At 53.8% G+C, this 17,449-nt stretch carries 17 protein-coding genes; 6 read left to right on the forward strand and 11 right to left on the reverse strand.

Annotated elements, in window-relative coordinates; genetic code table 11:
- Positions 1–7: 7 nt before the first annotated feature.
- From EQG79_RS03130 to EQG79_RS03140, 3 genes are all read right to left on the reverse strand, one after another.
- Positions 8–700: a YetF domain-containing protein gene (locus tag EQG79_RS03130; RefSeq protein ID WP_077920233.1), complete on the reverse strand. Its 693-nt coding sequence runs from the start codon at positions 698–700 to the stop codon at positions 8–10.
- A gap of 72 nt (positions 701–772) precedes the next feature.
- Positions 773–982, reverse strand: a complete 210-nt coding sequence (locus EQG79_RS03135) for a DUF2188 domain-containing protein (protein WP_077920234.1) — start codon at positions 980–982, stop codon at positions 773–775.
- A 66-nt stretch (positions 983–1,048) separates the two neighbouring features.
- A complete protein-coding gene (locus EQG79_RS03140; protein WP_077920235.1) occupies positions 1,049–2,437 on the reverse strand; it encodes a TolC family protein in 1,389 nt (462 codons plus the stop codon).
- Positions 2,438–2,545: 108 nt separating this feature from the next.
- Between EQG79_RS03140 and EQG79_RS03145 the strand changes: the two genes are divergently transcribed.
- A complete protein-coding gene (locus EQG79_RS03145; RefSeq protein ID WP_077920236.1) occupies positions 2,546–4,177 on the forward strand; it encodes an amidohydrolase in 1,632 nt (543 codons plus the stop codon).
- 1 nt (position 4,178) lies between these two features.
- Here EQG79_RS03145 and EQG79_RS03150 read toward each other — a convergent pair whose 3' ends face one another.
- Positions 4,179–4,640, reverse strand: coding sequence for a 3-oxoacyl-ACP synthase (locus EQG79_RS03150; protein ID WP_077920237.1), 462 nt, complete (start codon positions 4,638–4,640; stop codon positions 4,179–4,181).
- Between the two features lie 30 nt (positions 4,641–4,670).
- Entirely contained in the window at positions 4,671–6,377 is a 1,707-nt protein-coding gene (locus tag EQG79_RS03155) for a GMC oxidoreductase (RefSeq protein WP_129599842.1), read from the reverse strand.
- A gap of 135 nt (positions 6,378–6,512) precedes the next feature.
- On the opposite strand from EQG79_RS03155, the gene EQG79_RS03160 reads away from it, so the two are divergent.
- The 4 genes from EQG79_RS03160 (at position 6,513) to EQG79_RS03175 (ending at position 10,335) form a co-directional block, all read left to right on the forward strand.
- Entirely contained in the window at positions 6,513–7,367 is an 855-nt protein-coding gene (locus tag EQG79_RS03160; protein ID WP_129599846.1) for an SDR family oxidoreductase, read from the forward strand.
- 69 nt (positions 7,368–7,436) lie between these two features.
- A complete protein-coding gene (locus EQG79_RS03165) occupies positions 7,437–8,300 on the forward strand; it encodes an SDR family oxidoreductase (protein ID WP_077920240.1) in 864 nt (287 codons plus the stop codon).
- A 90-nt stretch (positions 8,301–8,390) separates the two neighbouring features.
- A complete protein-coding gene (locus tag EQG79_RS03170) occupies positions 8,391–9,749 on the forward strand; it encodes a cytochrome P450 (protein WP_129599849.1) in 1,359 nt (452 codons plus the stop codon).
- 211 nt (positions 9,750–9,960) lie between these two features.
- A complete protein-coding gene (locus EQG79_RS03175) occupies positions 9,961–10,335 on the forward strand; it encodes an HPF/RaiA family ribosome-associated protein (RefSeq protein ID WP_077920242.1) in 375 nt (124 codons plus the stop codon).
- A 72-nt stretch (positions 10,336–10,407) separates the two neighbouring features.
- On the opposite strand, the gene metK is transcribed toward EQG79_RS03175, so the two are convergent.
- From metK to EQG79_RS03195, 4 genes are all read right to left on the reverse strand, one after another.
- On the reverse strand, positions 10,408–11,685 hold the full coding sequence (metK, locus tag EQG79_RS03180; RefSeq protein ID WP_129599852.1) for a methionine adenosyltransferase: 1,278 nt from the start codon (positions 11,683–11,685) through the stop codon (positions 10,408–10,410).
- 261 nt (positions 11,686–11,946) lie between these two features.
- On the reverse strand, positions 11,947–13,098 hold the full coding sequence (locus EQG79_RS03185) for a lycopene cyclase family protein (protein WP_077920244.1): 1,152 nt from the start codon (positions 13,096–13,098) through the stop codon (positions 11,947–11,949).
- Between the two features lie 140 nt (positions 13,099–13,238).
- Positions 13,239–14,117 (reverse strand): lipoyl synthase, encoded by an 879-nt coding sequence (gene lipA / locus EQG79_RS03190; protein ID WP_077920245.1) that lies wholly within the window; start codon positions 14,115–14,117, stop codon positions 13,239–13,241.
- A gap of 148 nt (positions 14,118–14,265) precedes the next feature.
- Entirely contained in the window at positions 14,266–15,051 is a 786-nt protein-coding gene (locus tag EQG79_RS03195; protein WP_129599855.1) for a hypothetical protein, read from the reverse strand.
- 168 nt (positions 15,052–15,219) lie between these two features.
- On the opposite strand from EQG79_RS03195, the gene EQG79_RS03200 reads away from it, so the two are divergent.
- Positions 15,220–15,657 carry an OsmC family protein gene (locus EQG79_RS03200; protein WP_129599858.1) on the forward strand — a complete coding sequence of 146 codons (438 nt, stop codon included), beginning with the start codon at positions 15,220–15,222 and terminating at the stop codon, positions 15,655–15,657.
- Between the two features lie 25 nt (positions 15,658–15,682).
- Here EQG79_RS03200 and EQG79_RS03205 read toward each other — a convergent pair whose 3' ends face one another.
- Positions 15,683–17,014, reverse strand: a complete 1,332-nt coding sequence (locus EQG79_RS03205; RefSeq protein WP_129599862.1) for a Gfo/Idh/MocA family protein — start codon at positions 17,012–17,014, stop codon at positions 15,683–15,685.
- A 41-nt stretch (positions 17,015–17,055) separates the two neighbouring features.
- Positions 17,056–17,427 (reverse strand): hypothetical protein, encoded by a 372-nt coding sequence (locus tag EQG79_RS03210; protein ID WP_077920249.1) that lies wholly within the window; start codon positions 17,425–17,427, stop codon positions 17,056–17,058.
- Between the last annotated feature and the right edge of the window lie 22 nt (positions 17,428–17,449).

A 17,449-nucleotide genomic window follows, 5' to 3' on the forward strand; every position in this document is an offset into this window, starting at 1 on the left:
TTCGGAGTTAGAGGACTGCTTCGACCCATATTTTCTGCCCGCAGGTTGGACATAATGGCTCCAGGGCTGGTGCATTGAACTGTTGTACGTGCCCACAGTTACAACAGGCATACTCGCCCGGCTGGCCGATGTCTTTCGATTGCTGATCAAAGATTTTGGGGAGTATGGGCAGTCCTTTCCGCACGTCGCCGGGTTCAAATTGGAACAGGCTTAGCTGACCGCTGTGCTCCCGGATGGCCACCCGAACCTGCCCCAGTTGTTCAATGCCTTCTACCCGCAGCTCTGAAAAAAGCTCATCGAGGCTCAGATCCTCCTGGTCGAAGTTCTGGGTAAGAATGCAGCCATCTTCAATGACATAAACGGCCTTTCCTTCCAGGGTTTCGCGTACCCGCCTGTTACGGTCGCTGATGTAGGTTGCCAGTTTGTAGCAGCTCATCACTACCACAAATACCACCACAGCCGACGCTAACGGTACATCATGGTAGAACATGGGGTCGCCGGCTGCCGAGCCAAGCCCAATCAGTAAAACCAGCTCATAGATTGATAACTGACGGACTTCGCGCTTCCCCGAAACAGCCAGTGCTGTTAGGATAACGACGAACATGAATACTGTCCGAAAGGCAACCTCTCCCAGATACGTTCCCGGAAACTGATCCAGTACGATACGCTCCCAATCGAATGGCTCAACGGGCTCCTGCATGATAGTGTAGTGAAGTGAAATCAGATGAAACCTGCCCGACAGATGTATGCCTGGATAAATGAAAATCGGCTTTTAGTCTCTGTTTTCAGGAGCGTTGTCTTTTCTGACTTTCACGCCACGTTTCAGGGCCCATTCTTCCGCTTTGGCCGTGGCAATGGCAATCGCTTTCGATTCATCATTACCATCGGCCAGCAGCGCGTTGGCAATATCAATGGCTTTGTTCCGGACCGGCGCCATGAAAAACTTCAGCGAGTCCGGGTACTCTTTTTTCGTATACGGCATAACGTTCAGCAGTTAGCAATCAGCTATGAGCAATAACCTCATCTGATGATAACTGTTTGGCGGCCGCTACATAGCCAGTTCCTGCGTGATGGTGCTACTGAGCCGGAGGAGCTCAATCTCCGCTGCTTTCGCGTTGAATTCTGCCTCTATCAGACGGGTCTGGGCATTGATGGCGTTGCGCTGCACATCGCGGAACTCCACAAAAGTAGAATTACCGATCCGGTACCGATCGTACGCGATATCGACGTTCTGATTAGCGAGCTGGTTATTCTGCACTTCCAGATTCAGCAGCCGGATGCTATTCTGATAGGTCTGGTACGTTTGGGCCAGGGCTGACTGCAGCTGCAGCCGCTGGTCAGCTTCCTGAGTCTGGGCAATAATGGTGTTCACCCGTGCATTCTGAATCTGCCGCTTCAGGTTATATCCGTTGAAAATGGGAATGGTAGCCTGCACGTTGTAGGTAATAGCGCTGGTTCGGCCGGTTCGCACACCGAAGCCCCCCTGGTTGTCGATAAACTGATAGTTATAACCGGTTTGAGCGGTGATCAACGGCAGCTGCTGGGCGTTGGCCAGTCGAACGTTTACGTCGGCCAGCGTACGGTTCAGTACAGCCGCAGCCAGGAGCGGGTTGTTGGTAGTCAGCGATTGTTGCAATGGCGCCAGCTGCAGGTCACTACGGGCCACGATTGTATCCCGAACCGAAAACTCGGTCAGCGGATCGCGCACCAGCAGGGTGTTCAGTACAATTTTAGCATTCCGCAAGGCCTGCTCCTGCGATATGAGCGCGGCACTATCCGTGTTGTAATCGACCTGCGCACTCAGAAAGTCGACTTTGGAGCGAGTACCGACTTCGTAGTTGGCCCGTGCCAGCTCCAGTCGTTCGCGCGAGATATCCAGCGCCTGGGCAAACGCGATCAGCCGCTGTAACTGCCTGACCACATCGTAATAACCGGTGGCAATGCTGGCAATAGTCGCTTCCACGTTGGCCCGTGTATTTACCGTACTGATCTGGACCAGCTGCTGGAGCTGGGTGTAGGTTGCTGAGCGGGCGTAGCCATTAAAGACCACGTAGTTCAGGTTCACGCCCAGGTTTGAGGTTCGGTTAAAAATACCGGTAGCTCTGAGGGGAGGTCTGATACCATCCAGAAATGTTTGGCGGAGGCTCTGCAATCCACCGTTCGAGGTGGCGTTGCCGGTCAGCGTGGGCAGATAACCAGCGTTCCCTTTCGTATAATTGTTGCGGGCAATTTCTTCCTGCGACCGATTGATCTGTAGTTGATAATTCTGTCTGACAGCCTGCTCGACGGCTTGCGGAAGCGTCAGAAGGTCACCAGGTTGCGGGATGGTTGCCACGGTTGGCGTTCGTAGCTGAGCGCGTTTAATGGCATTAGGGGCTTGTTGAGCATTGGCCAGAATAGGTACGCAAACAAAAAATATCCAACTGCTGAGCTTCATCGACTTGGTTTTAACAACGACACGAACGGTCAAAATTACGAGAATATGCGATTAGCCGTCGCACTCATTAACTTTCTATAAATTGCAAACTTTCCCAACCATCAAGGTATGATTCGTATACTTCTACTTCTATTGGCTTTTACGGCCACTCTTTCGGCCTGTTCTACCCGAAAAAAAGCCGACTTACTCGTTACTAATGCCCGAATATACACCGCTGATTCCGCTTTTTCGACCGCCGATGCCTTCGTGGTCAAAGACGGCAAATTTCTGGCGGTGGGGCCGGCCAGCAGCCTGACCGATCAGTATGATGCCGACAGCACAGCCGATCTGGGCGGGGCGCCTGTATATCCGGGTTTTTATGATCCACACGCCCACTTTCTGGGACTGGGCCAGATGCTCGACCAGGCTGATCTGGTTGGCGCCGAATCCTATGATGAAGTTATTGACCGGCTGAAGACGTTTCAGCAAAAACACCCCGACGCTACCTGGATCATTGGCCGGGGCTGGGACCAGAACGACTGGGCTGACAAAGCGTTTCCAACCAAAGAAAAGCTGGATGCGGCTTTCCCCAATATACCCGTTGCCCTGACCCGGGTTGATGGGCACGCGCTGCTGGTCAACTCGAAGGCGCTGCGGTTAGGCCAGATCACGGCCGGTACGCGGATGGCGGGCGGAGAAGTGGTACTGAAAAACGGAGAACCCATCGGCGTTCTGGTCGATAACGCCATGCAGATCATCCGCCGACTGGTGCCCCGCCCCGACGTAGCCGACAAAGCCCGGATGTTACAGGCCGCCGAAAAGGTGTGTGTGTCGTTGGGACTGACTACCGTTTCGGACGCGGGTATCAGCCCCGACGAGATTAACCTGATCGACAGCCTTCACAAAGCTGGCAAATTGAAAATACGCGACTACGCCATGGTCAGCCTGGGCGAGCCTAACCTGAACTATTTCCTGAAACGCGGGCCTTTCCAGACCGACCGGCTCACCGTCCGTTCGTTTAAACTGTATGCCGACGGCGCTCTGGGGTCGCGGGGGGCCTGTCTCCGCAAGCCGTATGCCGATCGACCCGAAACGGGCGGTTTTCTGTTGCTCAGCCCCGCCGAGCTGGAGCGCGTTACCAGACTGCTGTATGCATCGAACTTTCAGGCGAATACCCACTGCATTGGCGACTCGGCCAATCACCTCATGCTCGACCTGTATGGCAAACTCCTGAAAACAACCAACAACCGGCGGTGGCGTATCGAGCATGCGCAGGTCGTTTCACCAGACGATTTCTGGAAATTTGGTCGGTACTCCATCATTCCGTCGGTACAGCCTACCCATGCGACCTCCGATATGTACTGGGCTCAGGATCGGCTCGGCCCGGTCCGGGTAAAAGGCGCCTATGCGTTCAAGGATCTGATGAAGCAGAACCAGATGATCACCTTCGGTAGTGATTTTCCGGTCGAGGCTGTCAACCCCCTCTTTGGCTTCCATTCGGCCGTAGCGCGGCAGGACGCCAAAAACTTCCCAAAAGCCGGTTACCAGATGGAAAATGCCGTTGATCGCCGGTCGGCTTTACTGGCTATGACGCGCTGGGCAGCCTACGCTAATTTTGAAGACCAGCTGCGCGGCAGCATCGCTCCTGGCAAACAAGCCGATTTTGTTGTGCTTGACCGCGATATCATGACGGCACCAAATACCCAGCTACGCGACACCAAAGTACGGCAAACCTGGATTGGCGGAGAGCGGGTTTATTGACTCAGGCGACTGACAAAATCTGGTAAGCCATCTTGTTAAACACCACCGTTTCGCTGACCTGATGCCCGGCCAATAGCGCTGCCACAGGTGAGGCCGGAGAAACGGCGAAGTAGTCAACATGCTCAAGCGTAAGCTTACCGGCGCTGACACTGATAAAAAAGCGCCCCCGGTTTGTCTCAACCAGACTACCCGGCTGAACTGTATCGTACTTTTTGTCGATGTTCAGCCGGGTCAGCTCGCCTTCCAGCTTGAGGGCTTCGGCCAGTAGCTGGGCATGCCGGTCGCGTTCGAGCTGGGCCATAGCCCGGCCGGTTTCGTACTTGTCGCCCGCACTACTTTTGGATTCACTGTTAGCCGACTCCTGAGCCGCTTCCATCGCCAGGCGAGCGGTATCGATGCGTTGTTGCACGTACTGCTGACAGCGGCTAAATAATTCTTTCTTGATCGTGAGTGGATCATCCATCGGCGATGGGGCTATCGGCATCTGAGTAATTTATAGATTCTTACGTTTCATCTCCCCCACAGCATAGTTAACGGCGCGGGCGGTCAGGGCCATAAACGTAATAGATGGATTCTGCGAGCCCGTAGAGGCCATGGCGGCCCCGTCGGTTACAAACACATTCCGACAGCTGTGTATCTGGTTGTGGGCATTGAGTATGGATGTTTTCGGATCACGGCCCATGCGAGCCCCGCCCATCTCGTGAATATCGAGACCAGGGTTACGATGATCGTCGTAGGGTCGAATGTTTTTGCAGCCGGCCTTGTCGAGCATCTCGGCCCCCTGTACCAGAAAATCGTCCATCATTTTCGTATCGTTATCGGTATAGCCAATCGAGGTAACGAGCTGCGGAACGCCCCAGGCATCGGTCTGATCGGGACTTAGCCGAACGTGGTTTTCGAAGCGCGGTACAGTTTCACCCTGCATCATCATAAACACGTGCCACGGCCCGGGTTGAGTTATTCTCTCCTTGAATTCTGCGCCAAACGTCTCAGCAGTTGGCTGTCCCTGCCCCCGGCTGGCGTTGAAAGCAACCATGTACCCACGCTGGAAGTCGGTTTCCTGTCGGTTTACATTCCGGAAGTTGGGCATGAACGCCGTGGTAGGGCGTCGACCGTAATAATAGCCATCCTCAAAGCCTTCGTAGTCGGCCAGAATATTGCCCCGGTAATTATGAAAAGCCACGTACCGGCCCAGCACGCCACTGTCGTTACCCAAGCCATTGGGAAAACGGCGAGAGGTTGAATTGAGCAGAATCAGGTTGGTATTCAGACAGGCTGCATTCACAAATATGATCTGGGCGTAATACTCCGTCAGTTGTTTGGTCTGTGCATCGACTACCCGTACGCCCGTTGCTTTCTGCTTCACCTCATCGTAAATAATCGAGTGCACAACCGAATCGGGGCGGAGGGTCAGCTTTCCGGTTTTGGCAGCCCATGGCAGAGTCGACGAGTTTGACGAAAAATACCCGCCATAAGGACAGCCCCGATAACAGAGATGCCGGGCCTGACACGGCGCCCGCCCCTGGTCATAGTGGATCTGTTGGGGCTCTGTCAGGTGGGCGCACCGGCCAATGATAACATGCCGGTCTTTATAGCTAGCCGCCACACGCTGCTGAATGTGTTTTTCCACACAGTTCAGCTCCCACGGCTTCAGAAACTCCCCATCGGGCAGGGTTTCGAGTCCGTCTTTGTTGCCGCTGATCCCCACGAATCGCTCTACGTGACTATACCAGGGCGCTATGTCGGCGTACCGAATGGGCCAGTCGGCAGCTGCCCCGTCGCGGGCGTTGGCTTCAAAATCGAACCGGCTCCAGCGTTGCGTTTGCCGGGCCCAGATCAGCGATTTTCCACCTACCTGATACCCTCGTATCCAGTCGAAAGGCTTCTCCTGCTGATACGGGTGCTCGGCATCCTTGACGAAAAACTGCTGGGTGGCTTCGTCCAGCGCATAACATTTGGTAGCGATGGGGTTAGCCTCGTCAAACGCCACCGGCATTCGGTTGCGGTGCGGGAAATCCCAGGGGTTGAGCGTAGCCGTCGGGTAATCCGTAATGTGCCGCACATCGCGGCCTCGCTCCAGCACCAGCGTCCGCAGCCCCTTCTCACACAGCTCTTTAGCCGCCCAGCCCCCACTGATTCCGGAACCGATGACGATAGCATCGTAGGTACGGGTGGCCCTGGTATCGCCGTAAGTCATCATAGTCCAATCTGATTTGAGCAACGATAATACATATTAATTCAGGCAAACTAAATCTGTCTACCATTTCAATAGATTTCTACAAACAACCGCCGTTGCTTTTGGCTTATTTAGGCAGGTACAACCAACAGCAACGTTATGGAAGCTAAAATTCCCCCGCAGCATCAGAACACCCAACCCGGCATTGAGGCCGAGCTGGACCCGCAGCCGAAAATAATCCGGCACCTCTACAAAGGCGCGAACAAACTTAAGGATAAAGTAGCACTCATCACCGGGGGCGACTCTGGCATTGGGCGAGCCGTAGCCGTCCATTTTGCCCGCGAAGGCGCCGATGTTGCCATCTCGTATATGACCCGTGAGGAAGAAGACGCTCAGAAAACCAAAGAACTGGTTGAGGCCGAAGGACGGCGTTGCGTGCTGCTGCCGGGGGATATCCGGCATGAGGACTACTGCACGCACATCGTTGAAGAAACCGTTGCGCAGCTGGGCAAGCTGAACATTCTGGTCAACAATGCCGGGCTTCAGCTGGCCCACAAAACGCTGGAAGAAGCCCGCGACGAAGACCTGCTGGACACCTACGAAACCAACATCTACTCGTTTTTCCGGGTCACGAAAGCCGCCGTACCGCACCTGCACAAAGGCGACAGCATCATCAACACCACCTCGGTAACGGCCTACCAGGGGCGCGCCGATCTGCTGGAATACTCGTCGACCAAAGGGGCGATCATGACGTTTACGCGGGCGCTGTCGAGCAACCTGATCAGCAAAGGTATCCGGGTCAATGGCGTAGCACCGGGTCCGATCTGGACCCCACTCAACCCTTCGTCGGTAGAAGCCAAACAGATTCCTATGTTCGGGAAAGACGTGCCCATGAAGCGCCCTGGCCAACCCAGCGAGGTGGCCCCTGCTTACGTTTTTCTGGCTTCAGAAGACGCATCGTACATCACCGGCCAGGTACTTCATCCCAACGGTGGCACCATCATAAACGCATAGACCGACACGCCTTTCAGGCGCATGCCGTAAGTATAAGCCCAACACTGTAGACAGAAAATACGCTCCGTTATGGAACAAATGGAAATTGACGCCAAGCCGCAGCACCAGGATGCGCAGCCTGGCCTGGAATACGAAATGGACCCGCAGCCGATATATATTCGGGACAACTACGAAGGTGCCGACAAACTCAGGGATAAGATTGCAGTCATCACCGGGGGCGACTCTGGCATCGGGCGGGCCATAGCCGTTCACTATGCCCGCGAAGGCGCCGACCTGGCTCTCATCTACCACCCCCGCGAAGAGCAGGACGCTCAGAAGACAAAATCGCTGGTTGAGGCCGAAGGGCGTCGATGCCTGCTGCTGGCGGGCGACCTGAAAAGTCTTTCTTTCATTCGGGAATCGGTTGGCAAAATCATCAGCACCTATCATCACATCAATATACTGGTGAACAATGCAGCCAATCACGTAGAACAGCACGAGTTCACGGACATTTCGGACGAACAGATGCGGCAGACCTTCGAGCTGAATATACTGGCTATGTTCCGGCTCACTAAAAACGTACTCCCCTACATGGGCAGTTACGACTGCATCATCAACACCACCTCGGTGGTATCCTACCGGGGCAGCAAAGCTCTGATCGATTATGCCGCCACCAAGGGGGCAGTAACGGCCTTTACGCGGTCTTTGTCACAGAACCTGGTAGACCGTGGCATCCGGGTCAACGCCGTAGCCCCCGGCCCGATCTGGACCCCACTGATCGTAGCGACCAAATCGCCGGAAACGGTTGCTGAATTCGGTAAAGACACCCCCATGGAGCGGCCTGGCCAACCCGCCGAGCTGGCCCCGGCCTATGTGTTTCTGGCTTCGGAAGATGCGTCGTATTTTACAGGACAGGTCATTCATGTAAACGGGGGCGAAGTGATCAACTCGTAAGAAAAAATTGTACCTGACAGCCTCGGGTTCTTTGCCTGGTAACTACTATTTTTACTAGTCAAGGACAGCTCGAGGCTGTCTGGTATCTGTATGGAAGCACCTCCATTAACGACCCGTCCCGTACCGCTGCATCCGGGCGTACCGGGTTTGGGCAACACATTGGCCTTTCTTCGGGATCCGCTGGCTATTCTGCGGACGCTGCAGCAGCGCTACGACCGAATCGTTCACCTCCGCATTGGGGGTCGCCATCAGTATCTGGTGCTGCGGCCCGAAGATGCCAAGCACGTTTTACAGGAGAACCACCGGAACTACGGCCGCTCGCCCGCGTTTCAGGTGTTGAAAATCTTTCTGGGAAACGGCCTGCTGACCAGCGAAGGCGATTTCTGGCGTCGGCAGCGTCGGCTGGCCCAACCAGCCTTTCACCGGCAAAAACTGGCGGCCCTGGCCCAGACGATGGTATCGGAAACAGCCAGTTGGCTAACTGAGCTCAACCAATCTAATCGTCATCAGCCCATTAATATATCGCAGGCCTTTATGGATGTTACCATGCGTATCGTCTGTAAAACCCTGTTTGGCTCGGATGTAGTTGGCCGGCTGGATGGCCTCTCAACAGCGCTCGATACGCTCAATTACCTGGCCAATGACCGGATGCTCTCACCCGTTCGATTTCCGATGCACTGGCCAACCCCCACGAACCTGCGCTTCAAACGGGCTGGCATTGTCGTCGACTCGTTTATATACGGGGTCATCAACCAGCGTACCCAGCTCGCTTCCAGCGACCGCGACGACCTGCTGGATATGCTGCGACTGGCCGAAGATGAAGATACCGGCGAACGGATGTCCAGCCAGCAACTGCGCGATGAGTGCGTTACGCTGTTTGCCGCCGGGCACGAGACGACGGCTGTCTCTATGGCCTGGACCATGCATCTGCTCACGCAGCACCCCGACGTGACCGCCCGACTGCGGGATGAGGCTATACTGCATCTGGGAAGCGCCCCCCTCCCCCCGCCCGAGGCATTCAGAAGCATGACCTATACCATGCAGGTCATTCAGGAATCGATGCGGCTCTACCCACCGGCCTGGATTATGAGTCGGCTGGCGCTGGCCGATGACCCTATCGGGCCCTATACCATTCCGGCGGGAGATACGGCTCTGGTTAGCCCTTACCTGTTGCATCGCGACCCGGTCAGCTGGCCCGATCCCGACCGGTTTGATCCCGATCGGTTTGCGCCCGGCTGGGATAAAGAACGCCATTCGTATGCTTACCTGCCCTTTGGCGGGGGCCCCAGGCTATGCATCGGTAACCAGTTTGCTTTACTGGAGATGCAGATACTACTGGGGATGCTCATGCGCGATTTTACCGTTCAGGCAGCCTCTGATCGACCCGTTATCACCCAACCGCTTATTACCCTGCGCCCCAAAAGACCTATTTATGTCAGGTTGTCCTGACAGGCAAATTATACTTTACGAAGAACTTTTGTAGGTGGGCGTTCCACGATAGATACTAAATGTTGATAGACAGCGATCTGTTGACAACATAGGCTGTGGAGTCGTGAAACAGGATTGCATCTTTTGTAGTAGGTATTGACTTTGTAGTCAGTATACCCAAACTTAGATAGTCCATTGCTGTTCTGATTTATTCACCTTTAAACGCGACACAATGAGACTACAAATGCACGCCGTTAAGTTTACGGCCGATCAGAGCCTGTTAGATTTCATCCAGGCTAAGCTGAACAAATTAGACACTTTCCATGACCGGATCATCGGCGGTGAAGTGTTTCTCCGACTAGACGGAGCCGACTCCAACAAGGTAAAAGAGAAAATTGTTGAAGTCAGGCTGACGATTCCAGGAAAAGAGCTGTTCGTTAAAGAACACGACAAGAGTTTCGAGAGCGCTACCGACCGCGTGTTGGATGTGCTGAAAGATAAACTTGTTCGCTGCAAAGAAAAACGTAGCGACTTTTCGAGTCCCGTCATTGTCGAAGCCAAATCCCGGATGGAAGAAGACGAGGTTTTCGAGCCCGATGAGTTATAAAACCCAAGTCAGTAAAACAGTGAAAGCCACCCGAATAAGGTGGCTTTCACTGTTTTACTTATCTTTAGTTGCTCAGAGGCTAAACGCCTGTTTGATCTGATTGACAAAATCGAGTTTTTCCCAGGTGAAAAGCTCTACTTCCAGTTCTATGGTCTGACCGTTTGAACCAAAGGTCTTTTTCACGACTTCGTTCTTCCGGCCCATGTGTCCGTAAGCAGCCGTTTCCGAATAGATCGGGTTACGGAGCTTGAGCCGCTGCTCGATAGCGTAGGGACGCATATCGAAGATCTGTCCGATTTTTTCGGCAATGGCGCCATCGTGCAAGTCTACTTTCGACGTGCCATAGGTATTCACATACAGGCCACATGGTTTAGCAACGCCGATGGCGTACGAAACCTGCACCAGCACCTGATCGCAAAGGCCAGCCGCTACCATGTTCTTGGCAATGTGGCGCGTTGCATAGGCCGCCGAACGGTCTACTTTCGACGGATCTTTGCCCGAAAAAGCGCCACCACCGTGGGCACCTTTGCCGCCGTAGGTATCGACAATGATCTTGCGACCCGTCAATCCGGTATCGCCATGGGGACCACCAATCACAAACTTACCCGTGGGGTTGATGTAATAGGTAATGTCGTCGGTAAACAGGCTGTGTAGTTCGGCTTTCTGGGCGGCTTTAACGCGGGGAATGACGATGTTGATAATATCTTCCCGAATCTTGGCCAGCATGGTTGCATCATCGGCAAAATCATCATGTTGAGTCGATACCACGATGGTATCGATGCGGATCGGCTGATGATCATCGCTGTACTCAATGGTCACCTGCGACTTGGCATCGGGCCGCAGATACGGCATCAGGTGATTTTCGTTGTTACGAATGTGCGACATCTCCCGCAAAATGGCGTGGGCCAGATCGAGCGGAAGCGGCATGAAATTGTCGGTTTCGTTGGTGGCGTATCCGAACATCATGCCCTGGTCACCGGCGCCCTGTGCATTCGCTTTCGTTTCGAAATCGTCGTTGGCTACTTCCCGGTCAACCCCCTGGTTGATGTCGGCCGACTGATCATGAAGCGCCGAAAAGATGCCACACGAGTTGGCTTCGAACATGTATTCGCTCTTGGTGTAGCCGATTTTACGGATCACCTCGCGCGTAATTTTCTGGACATCCAGATAGGTTTCTGTTTTGATTTCACCAGCCAGAACAACCTGTCCTGTTGTAACGAGCGTTTCGCAGGCTACCTTACTGGAGGGATCGAACGCCAGAAAGTTATCAATCAGTGCATCGGAGATTTGGTCAGCGACCTTGTCGGGGTGTCCTTCAGAAACAGATTCGGACGTAAAAAGATAAGGCATTGCAGCTCTGAGAAACTTGGTTTGAAACCACAAAGCTACACCTTTATAGACAGGTGACAAACGATAACCCTGCCAGGCAAATCAGTATTCTTAGTTACAGTTTATCTACCGGGCTCTTACGCGACTTGCTATCAGCAAGTAGCCACCCGTCCGGATCGGGTGGCTACTTGCTTTTCCCGAAGCGTTTAGACTACAAGCCCTGGCTTGTAAAAGAACACGTAGACAGGCCTCGTAATGACAGATACGTTGATCACCTGTGGATTAACCAAACATTTTTCGGCGAATAACGTCGAAGAAAGCAGCTGTAAACGGCCACCACGGCATGGTGGTAAATAGCCGCAGTTCATCAGTCAGTCGGGTATCTTCATCCAGAAACGTAAAAACCCGACGGGGGTTTTCGACATAGACGCGGGTAAACACATCGTCGGCGGGGTGCCGGTGTTTTTCCAGTACATTCAGAAAAACGCTGTCGTACAGTTTGAAGCGTTTCTGAAACCAGGGGGTTCGGCGGGTGGGCTTACCGGTCTCAACCAGGTTGTGGACAATGTCGTGCAGGTAACGCTGGGTACGCTGAAATGTATAGCCGGTCGACGCTTTGGTATACCCGCCCGAGGTGCCGATCCGAACAATATGCTCCGAAGGATTTTCCTGAGTCGCTACGTCCGACATCGGGATTACGCCGTATTCCGTTTCCCGAATTTCGTAAGTGCCGGTATCGACGAACCGGTCTATGTACTGACGCAGATCGGTTTCGTACTCCTCCATTGTCAGCAGCTTATCATTGAAGAGGGTAAACTCGACCAGCGCCGTTTTTTCGTCGAAGGGGAGTACATACATAAACCGGCAATCGCCATGCTGTTCGACCCGGAAGTCCATTATTTCGGGAAGCGACGGGTTGAAACAGGGTTTTTCAGTCTGGATTACCCATCCTTTAAAATGTTGGAGCAGGTTATGATTGTCGGGCTGATCCAGATTCAGGGAGTAGGTACTGTCGAAAACATAATCGGCGATGTATGGCTCATCATTGGCAATGACAAACCCACCCTGGGGAGTGTCCTTGATCCGGTTAATGGTTGCCTGCTGCCGCTCTACATTAGGGTATTTAGCCAGTTCGGCCAGTACAAAGCTGTAGAAATCGATGCCCCGCAGCATCTTGTACCGGTACTCGCCCAGTTCTAAAGGGCCGGTATAGGTTGTGCCATGAAAATGTACGGTTTGCCACGTCTTAAACAGAATCGACTCAAACGGGCCGGTTCCCCGCTCCCAGAAGCACCACGTTCGATCATTACGATCTTTCTGTTCGCGATCAAGAATCAGAATAGAATGGTTTCCCAGCGGAGATTGTGTCAGGTAGTAGGCCAGGCTTAATCCTGCCATACCTCCTCCGGCGATGATGAAGTCGTATTTTTTCATGCAGCAAATAAAAAGCCCGGACGCATAGCCCGGACTTTCGTTAGTAGGCAGTTAGTAGAACAAAGCAGGAAGTGGGCTGCTGCTAACAATACGGGCCTCCAGAGGCTACCGCCCGACAGCTTGCCATCACTACTACTCGATTATACATTCACATGTTTTTCGGCATGGTAACTCGACCGGACCAGTGGCCCCGATTCAACGTATTTCAGCCCCCGGCTTAACCCTTCTTCCTTGTACATGGCAAAGGTTTCGGGGTGAATCCACTCGATGACTTCGTGGTGCATTTTAGTCGGTTGCAGGTACTGGCCAAGGGTCAGCACATCCAGTCCGTTTGCAGCCAGATCGTCCATGGCTTTAAATACTTCGTCGTGGGTTTCGCCCAGGCCCAGCATAATCCCGGATTTGGTACGCTGCCCATACTCTTTCGTGCGTCGGATCTGTTCCAGGCTGCGCTCGTAGCGGGCCTGGGGTCGTACACGCCGATACAGCCGCTCAACCGTTTCCATGTTGTGCGAGACGACTTCCTGGCCGGCAGAAATCATGCGGGTCAACGCTTCCCAGTTGCCTTTGGTATCCGGAATCAGCGTTTCGATCGTTGTTGCCGGCGACGCTTCCTTGATCAGACGAACGGTCTGATACCAGATTTCAGCACCCCGGTCTTTCAATTCGTCCCGGTTAACGGACGTAATCACCGCGTGCTTCACCTTCATCAGCACGATGGCTTCGGCCACGCGACGGGGCTCGTCCGTATCGTACTCGTTAGGGCGTCCGGTAGCCACGGCACAGAACGTACAGCTGCGGGTGCAGACGTTACCCAATATCATGAATGTGGCCGTGCCGGCACCCCAGCACTCACCCATATTAGGGCAGTTACCACTTTCGCAAATCGTGTGTAGCTTATGTTCATCGACGAGCTTACGGACTTTGGCATATTCCGGACCGATCGGCAGCTTAACGCGCAACCAGTCTGGACGTTTCTTCCGTTGCTGTTCGGAGGGTATTACGGGTAGTTCGATCATGGCACCTCAATCCTTTCCAACAAAATTCGTTTTTCCGGCGTAAAGTTCATAAAAAAGCCAGAAAGGCGCCGGCGGAAGAGAAGGGCCGGGAAAGCGATAGCCAACTCCCGAACCGTCTCTTCCGCCGGCGCCTTCCGGCGCACCTGGCTTACTTCTTACTGCCAAAAAACAAGGTTAGGTAGCCCGAGGTAAAGAAGCTACGGTTGCCTATGCTTCGATCTCCGCCCTGTGTCTGATTGGGGATGATCACGATCCGCTGGGGGAATGCTTCGGCCAGAAAACCGATCTCGACGCCGGTTGTGTTGCTGCGGAAGGCACTCAATTCAAAACTGAGGGCGGCTTTGACGTTCACACCCACGGTTAATTTGGACTGACCAAATCCCTGAAAGAAACTACCGGCTCCGGTCACTGTTTCGCCGGTTGCGGTCGCGAAACCGTTTACTTCAGAAGCGGGCACCGACCGGGTCGTGTTGCCGAACGAAACTTCGAGATAGTAAGGCTTTATAATCCCCAGCGAAGGACCTGCTGCCAGGATACCGCTTACCGCGATGCCTTCATCATCGTCCCGCTGAAATAACTTCACCTCCCGACCATACTGTGGCCTCACAACAAACAGGTAATTCTCTTTGCCGCTTATATAACGCGACCCAACCGAATTAATCGACGACTGTATCTCCTTGGGATGCTTTACATTGACCACTTCCAGGCTGAAGTAATGGTACTGACGCATACCCAGCAGCTCACCCGAAGCGAGTCTCGACTGGCGAAACGAGAAGCCACCCACAATACCGGAATTGGTATTGGTCGTGATGCCAAACGTGGTAATGGTATTGTAGTTTTCCTCTTCCGTTTCGGCGGCTGATGGCCGGACGTTTTGTCCCAGCACAGACAGGCTGCTTAGTACGAGGCTAAATAAAACGTATATCGTTCGCATTGTCGTAAATTCCTGAATTAAAGCTAATCAATTTGCCCGTCTCCACAAAATCGGGTACGCTATTAGCGTAACCAATTCATAATTTATATGTTTGAGGAAAACACCCACAGCAAGGAAAAGACCTCCCGGCGGTAACCTCCTCAGTCTTTGTACATTCTCCCTTTTTCTATGGCAACCATTCACATAGCTTACGTAGGCGACCTGCGCACGGATTGCACCCATATTCAGTCAGGCACGCATATCAACACCGACGCCCCCACCGATAACCAGGGCCGGGGCGAAGCCTTCTCCCCCACCGACCTCGTAGCCAACGCGCTCGGCACCTGTATTATTACAACCATGGCCATCTTTGCCCGGCGCGATGGCATAGAGCTGGCCGGCAGCTCACTCGATGTGACCAAGATTATGAGCAGCCAGCCACCCCGGCGCATTGCCCGGATCGACGTTGATCTGGTTCTCCGCGCTGACCCGATGCCCGACGCCGACACATGCGCCCGTCTGGAAAAGATAGCGCATACCTGCCCCGTGGCCATCAGTCTGCATCCGGATATAGAGCAGGCCGTCTCGATCCGCTGGGAAGCCGTAGCTAACGCGGCCGCGGACTAAAAACCGGGAAACTGCCAGCCTGGTATCAGGCTGGCAGTTTCCAGCCGTTCTGGTAGTTGGCTTTCAGCAGTGCATTGGCCTGCGGGTCGTTACTGAATTCTCCTTTTTCCATATCCCAGAACAGACGCCGACCCGTCCGGAAAGCAATATTGCCCAGATGCGAGTTCAACGCGGCTCCCTGCGCCACGTCGGTATTGCAGGTCGGCTGTTTCCGGGATTTGATGCACTCGACAAAATTGACCGCGTGATTGTCGAGACCGTTCCCCTGTGGACTTTGCCGGGGAAGCTGTTCCAGTTTATACCTGACAATCCCTTTTTCAGTTACAGTTTCGGGGTAGAGTTCCCAGCCGCTCCGGTCAACAACCAGCGTACCGTTCTCCCCGATGAACGCTATGCCGTGTGGCCGGTTATAGTTGGCTCCGTTGATACCGATGGTATGCTCCCAACTCATTGTCACATCCCCAAAGTCGTAGATCGCCTGCTGAGTATCCGGTGTTTCGCGCGCATCGGTAGGGTACCCGTACTTACCTCCCAGCGACATAATTGATTTGGGGGCGGTTTGCTTCATTCCCCATAAAGCAATATCAATCAGGTGAACACCCCAGTCGGTCATCAGCCCACCCGCATAATCCCAGTACCAGCGGAAGTTGAAATGAAACCGGTTTATATTAAAAGGACGCCTGGGTGCCGGACCCAGCCACATGGCGTAGTCAACGCCGGGCGGTACCGGACCATCGGGCTGCCTGGGCACTTCACTTTTCCAGCCGATGTATGACCACACTTTTACGATCCGTAGCTTGCCCAGCTTCCCGGAATGCACGTAATCGATGGCGTTGTAAAAATGAGGACTGCTCCGCTGCCACTGGCCAACCTGCACAATTTTGTTGGTCCGTTTGGCAGCAGCCATCATTCGGTTACACTCCTCGATGGTATTGGCCAGCGGCTTTTCGACGTACACATCTTTACCGGCTTCACAGGCGTCGGTCATCATCAGACAATGCCAGTGGTCGGGCGTGCCGATAATTACGGCATCGATGTCTTTGTTTTCGAGCAGTTTCCGGTAATCGCCGTACGTCTGCGCTTTTTTACCGGTCTGTTTCTCCAGCTCAGCAGCCCGTTTTGTCAGTACGTTCTGGTCTACATCACAGAGGGCTACGACCTCAACGCCCGGCACTTTCAGATGCGCCTGCACATCGGACCAGCCCATGCCGTTTATGCCGATCGCCCCGATGCGGAGCCGGTCAGAGGGAGCAACAACAGGAGTGGCAGCTGTTGACGCGAGGGCTGGCAATGACAGCGCGGGCGCTGCTGCGGAAGCACTTAAGCTCGTTCGGAGAAAGTCTCGGCGGGTGGTCATGGTAGCGAAGATCGTGTGCGCTGATAAAGACCCGCCCGGTTTTATTTTACTGACCCGGCAGTGCGCTTTCGCAGGAGATAATAGTATCGTTCAGCAGCCCCATCCTTATCCGAATTTATATGCGACGATACCAGTTCCCAGCCATTACGGACCATAAAATTGAGCGCATCCATCGACGAGCCGAAACGAATCTGCTGCCTGTCGGTACCGCTGATTACCTGTCTTCGGGCGTAAGGAGACGGTTGCCCGTAGTCGATGTAAGCATAAGTTGAAGCCGTTGCCCGGGCAGAGCCTGTAAGCAGCTGGCAGTAGGTAATCTCTTCTTTACTAATATCTACCCCGTCGACAAAGACCTGGGCCGTAGCCCAGTAACTGAGGCTGGTGAGCCAGCCGATGAGAAAAACAGTTTTCATAGTCTGAATGCATTACTTGATT

Origin of the sequence: Spirosoma sordidisoli, from assembly GCF_004138325.1 — a bacterium.
Taxonomy (GTDB): domain Bacteria; phylum Bacteroidota; class Bacteroidia; order Cytophagales; family Spirosomataceae; genus Spirosoma; species Spirosoma sordidisoli.

Coding starts and splice junctions, on each gene's coding strand:
- EQG79_RS03200 (WP_129599858.1), top strand. CDS start 15,220: ATGGCAACCATTCACATAGCTTACGTAGGCGACCTGCGCACGGATTGC.
- EQG79_RS03160 (WP_129599846.1), top strand. CDS start 6,513: ATGGAAGCTAAAATTCCCCCGCAGCATCAGAACACCCAACCCGGCATT.
- EQG79_RS03195 (WP_129599855.1), bottom strand. CDS start 15,051: ATGCGAACGATATACGTTTTATTTAGCCTCGTACTAAGCAGCCTGTCT.
- EQG79_RS03165 (WP_077920240.1), top strand. CDS start 7,437: ATGGAACAAATGGAAATTGACGCCAAGCCGCAGCACCAGGATGCGCAG.
- EQG79_RS03170 (WP_129599849.1), top strand. CDS start 8,391: ATGGAAGCACCTCCATTAACGACCCGTCCCGTACCGCTGCATCCGGGC.
- EQG79_RS03175 (WP_077920242.1), top strand. CDS start 9,961: ATGAGACTACAAATGCACGCCGTTAAGTTTACGGCCGATCAGAGCCTG.
- EQG79_RS03210 (WP_077920249.1), bottom strand. CDS start 17,427: ATGAAAACTGTTTTTCTCATCGGCTGGCTCACCAGCCTCAGTTACTGG.
- EQG79_RS03140 (WP_077920235.1), bottom strand. CDS start 2,437: ATGAAGCTCAGCAGTTGGATATTTTTTGTTTGCGTACCTATTCTGGCC.
- EQG79_RS03205 (WP_129599862.1), bottom strand. CDS start 17,014: ATGACCACCCGCCGAGACTTTCTCCGAACGAGCTTAAGTGCTTCCGCA.
- EQG79_RS03155 (WP_129599842.1), bottom strand. CDS start 6,377: ATGATGACTTACGGCGATACCAGGGCCACCCGTACCTACGATGCTATC.
- EQG79_RS03135 (WP_077920234.1), bottom strand. CDS start 982: ATGCCGTATACGAAAAAAGAGTACCCGGACTCGCTGAAGTTTTTCATG.
- lipA (WP_077920245.1), bottom strand. CDS start 14,117: ATGATCGAACTACCCGTAATACCCTCCGAACAGCAACGGAAGAAACGT.
- EQG79_RS03185 (WP_077920244.1), bottom strand. CDS start 13,098: ATGAAAAAATACGACTTCATCATCGCCGGAGGAGGTATGGCAGGATTA.
- EQG79_RS03130 (WP_077920233.1), bottom strand. CDS start 700: ATGCAGGAGCCCGTTGAGCCATTCGATTGGGAGCGTATCGTACTGGAT.
- metK (WP_129599852.1), bottom strand. CDS start 11,685: ATGCCTTATCTTTTTACGTCCGAATCTGTTTCTGAAGGACACCCCGAC.
- EQG79_RS03145 (WP_077920236.1), top strand. CDS start 2,546: ATGATTCGTATACTTCTACTTCTATTGGCTTTTACGGCCACTCTTTCG.
- EQG79_RS03150 (WP_077920237.1), bottom strand. CDS start 4,640: ATGGATGATCCACTCACGATCAAGAAAGAATTATTTAGCCGCTGTCAG.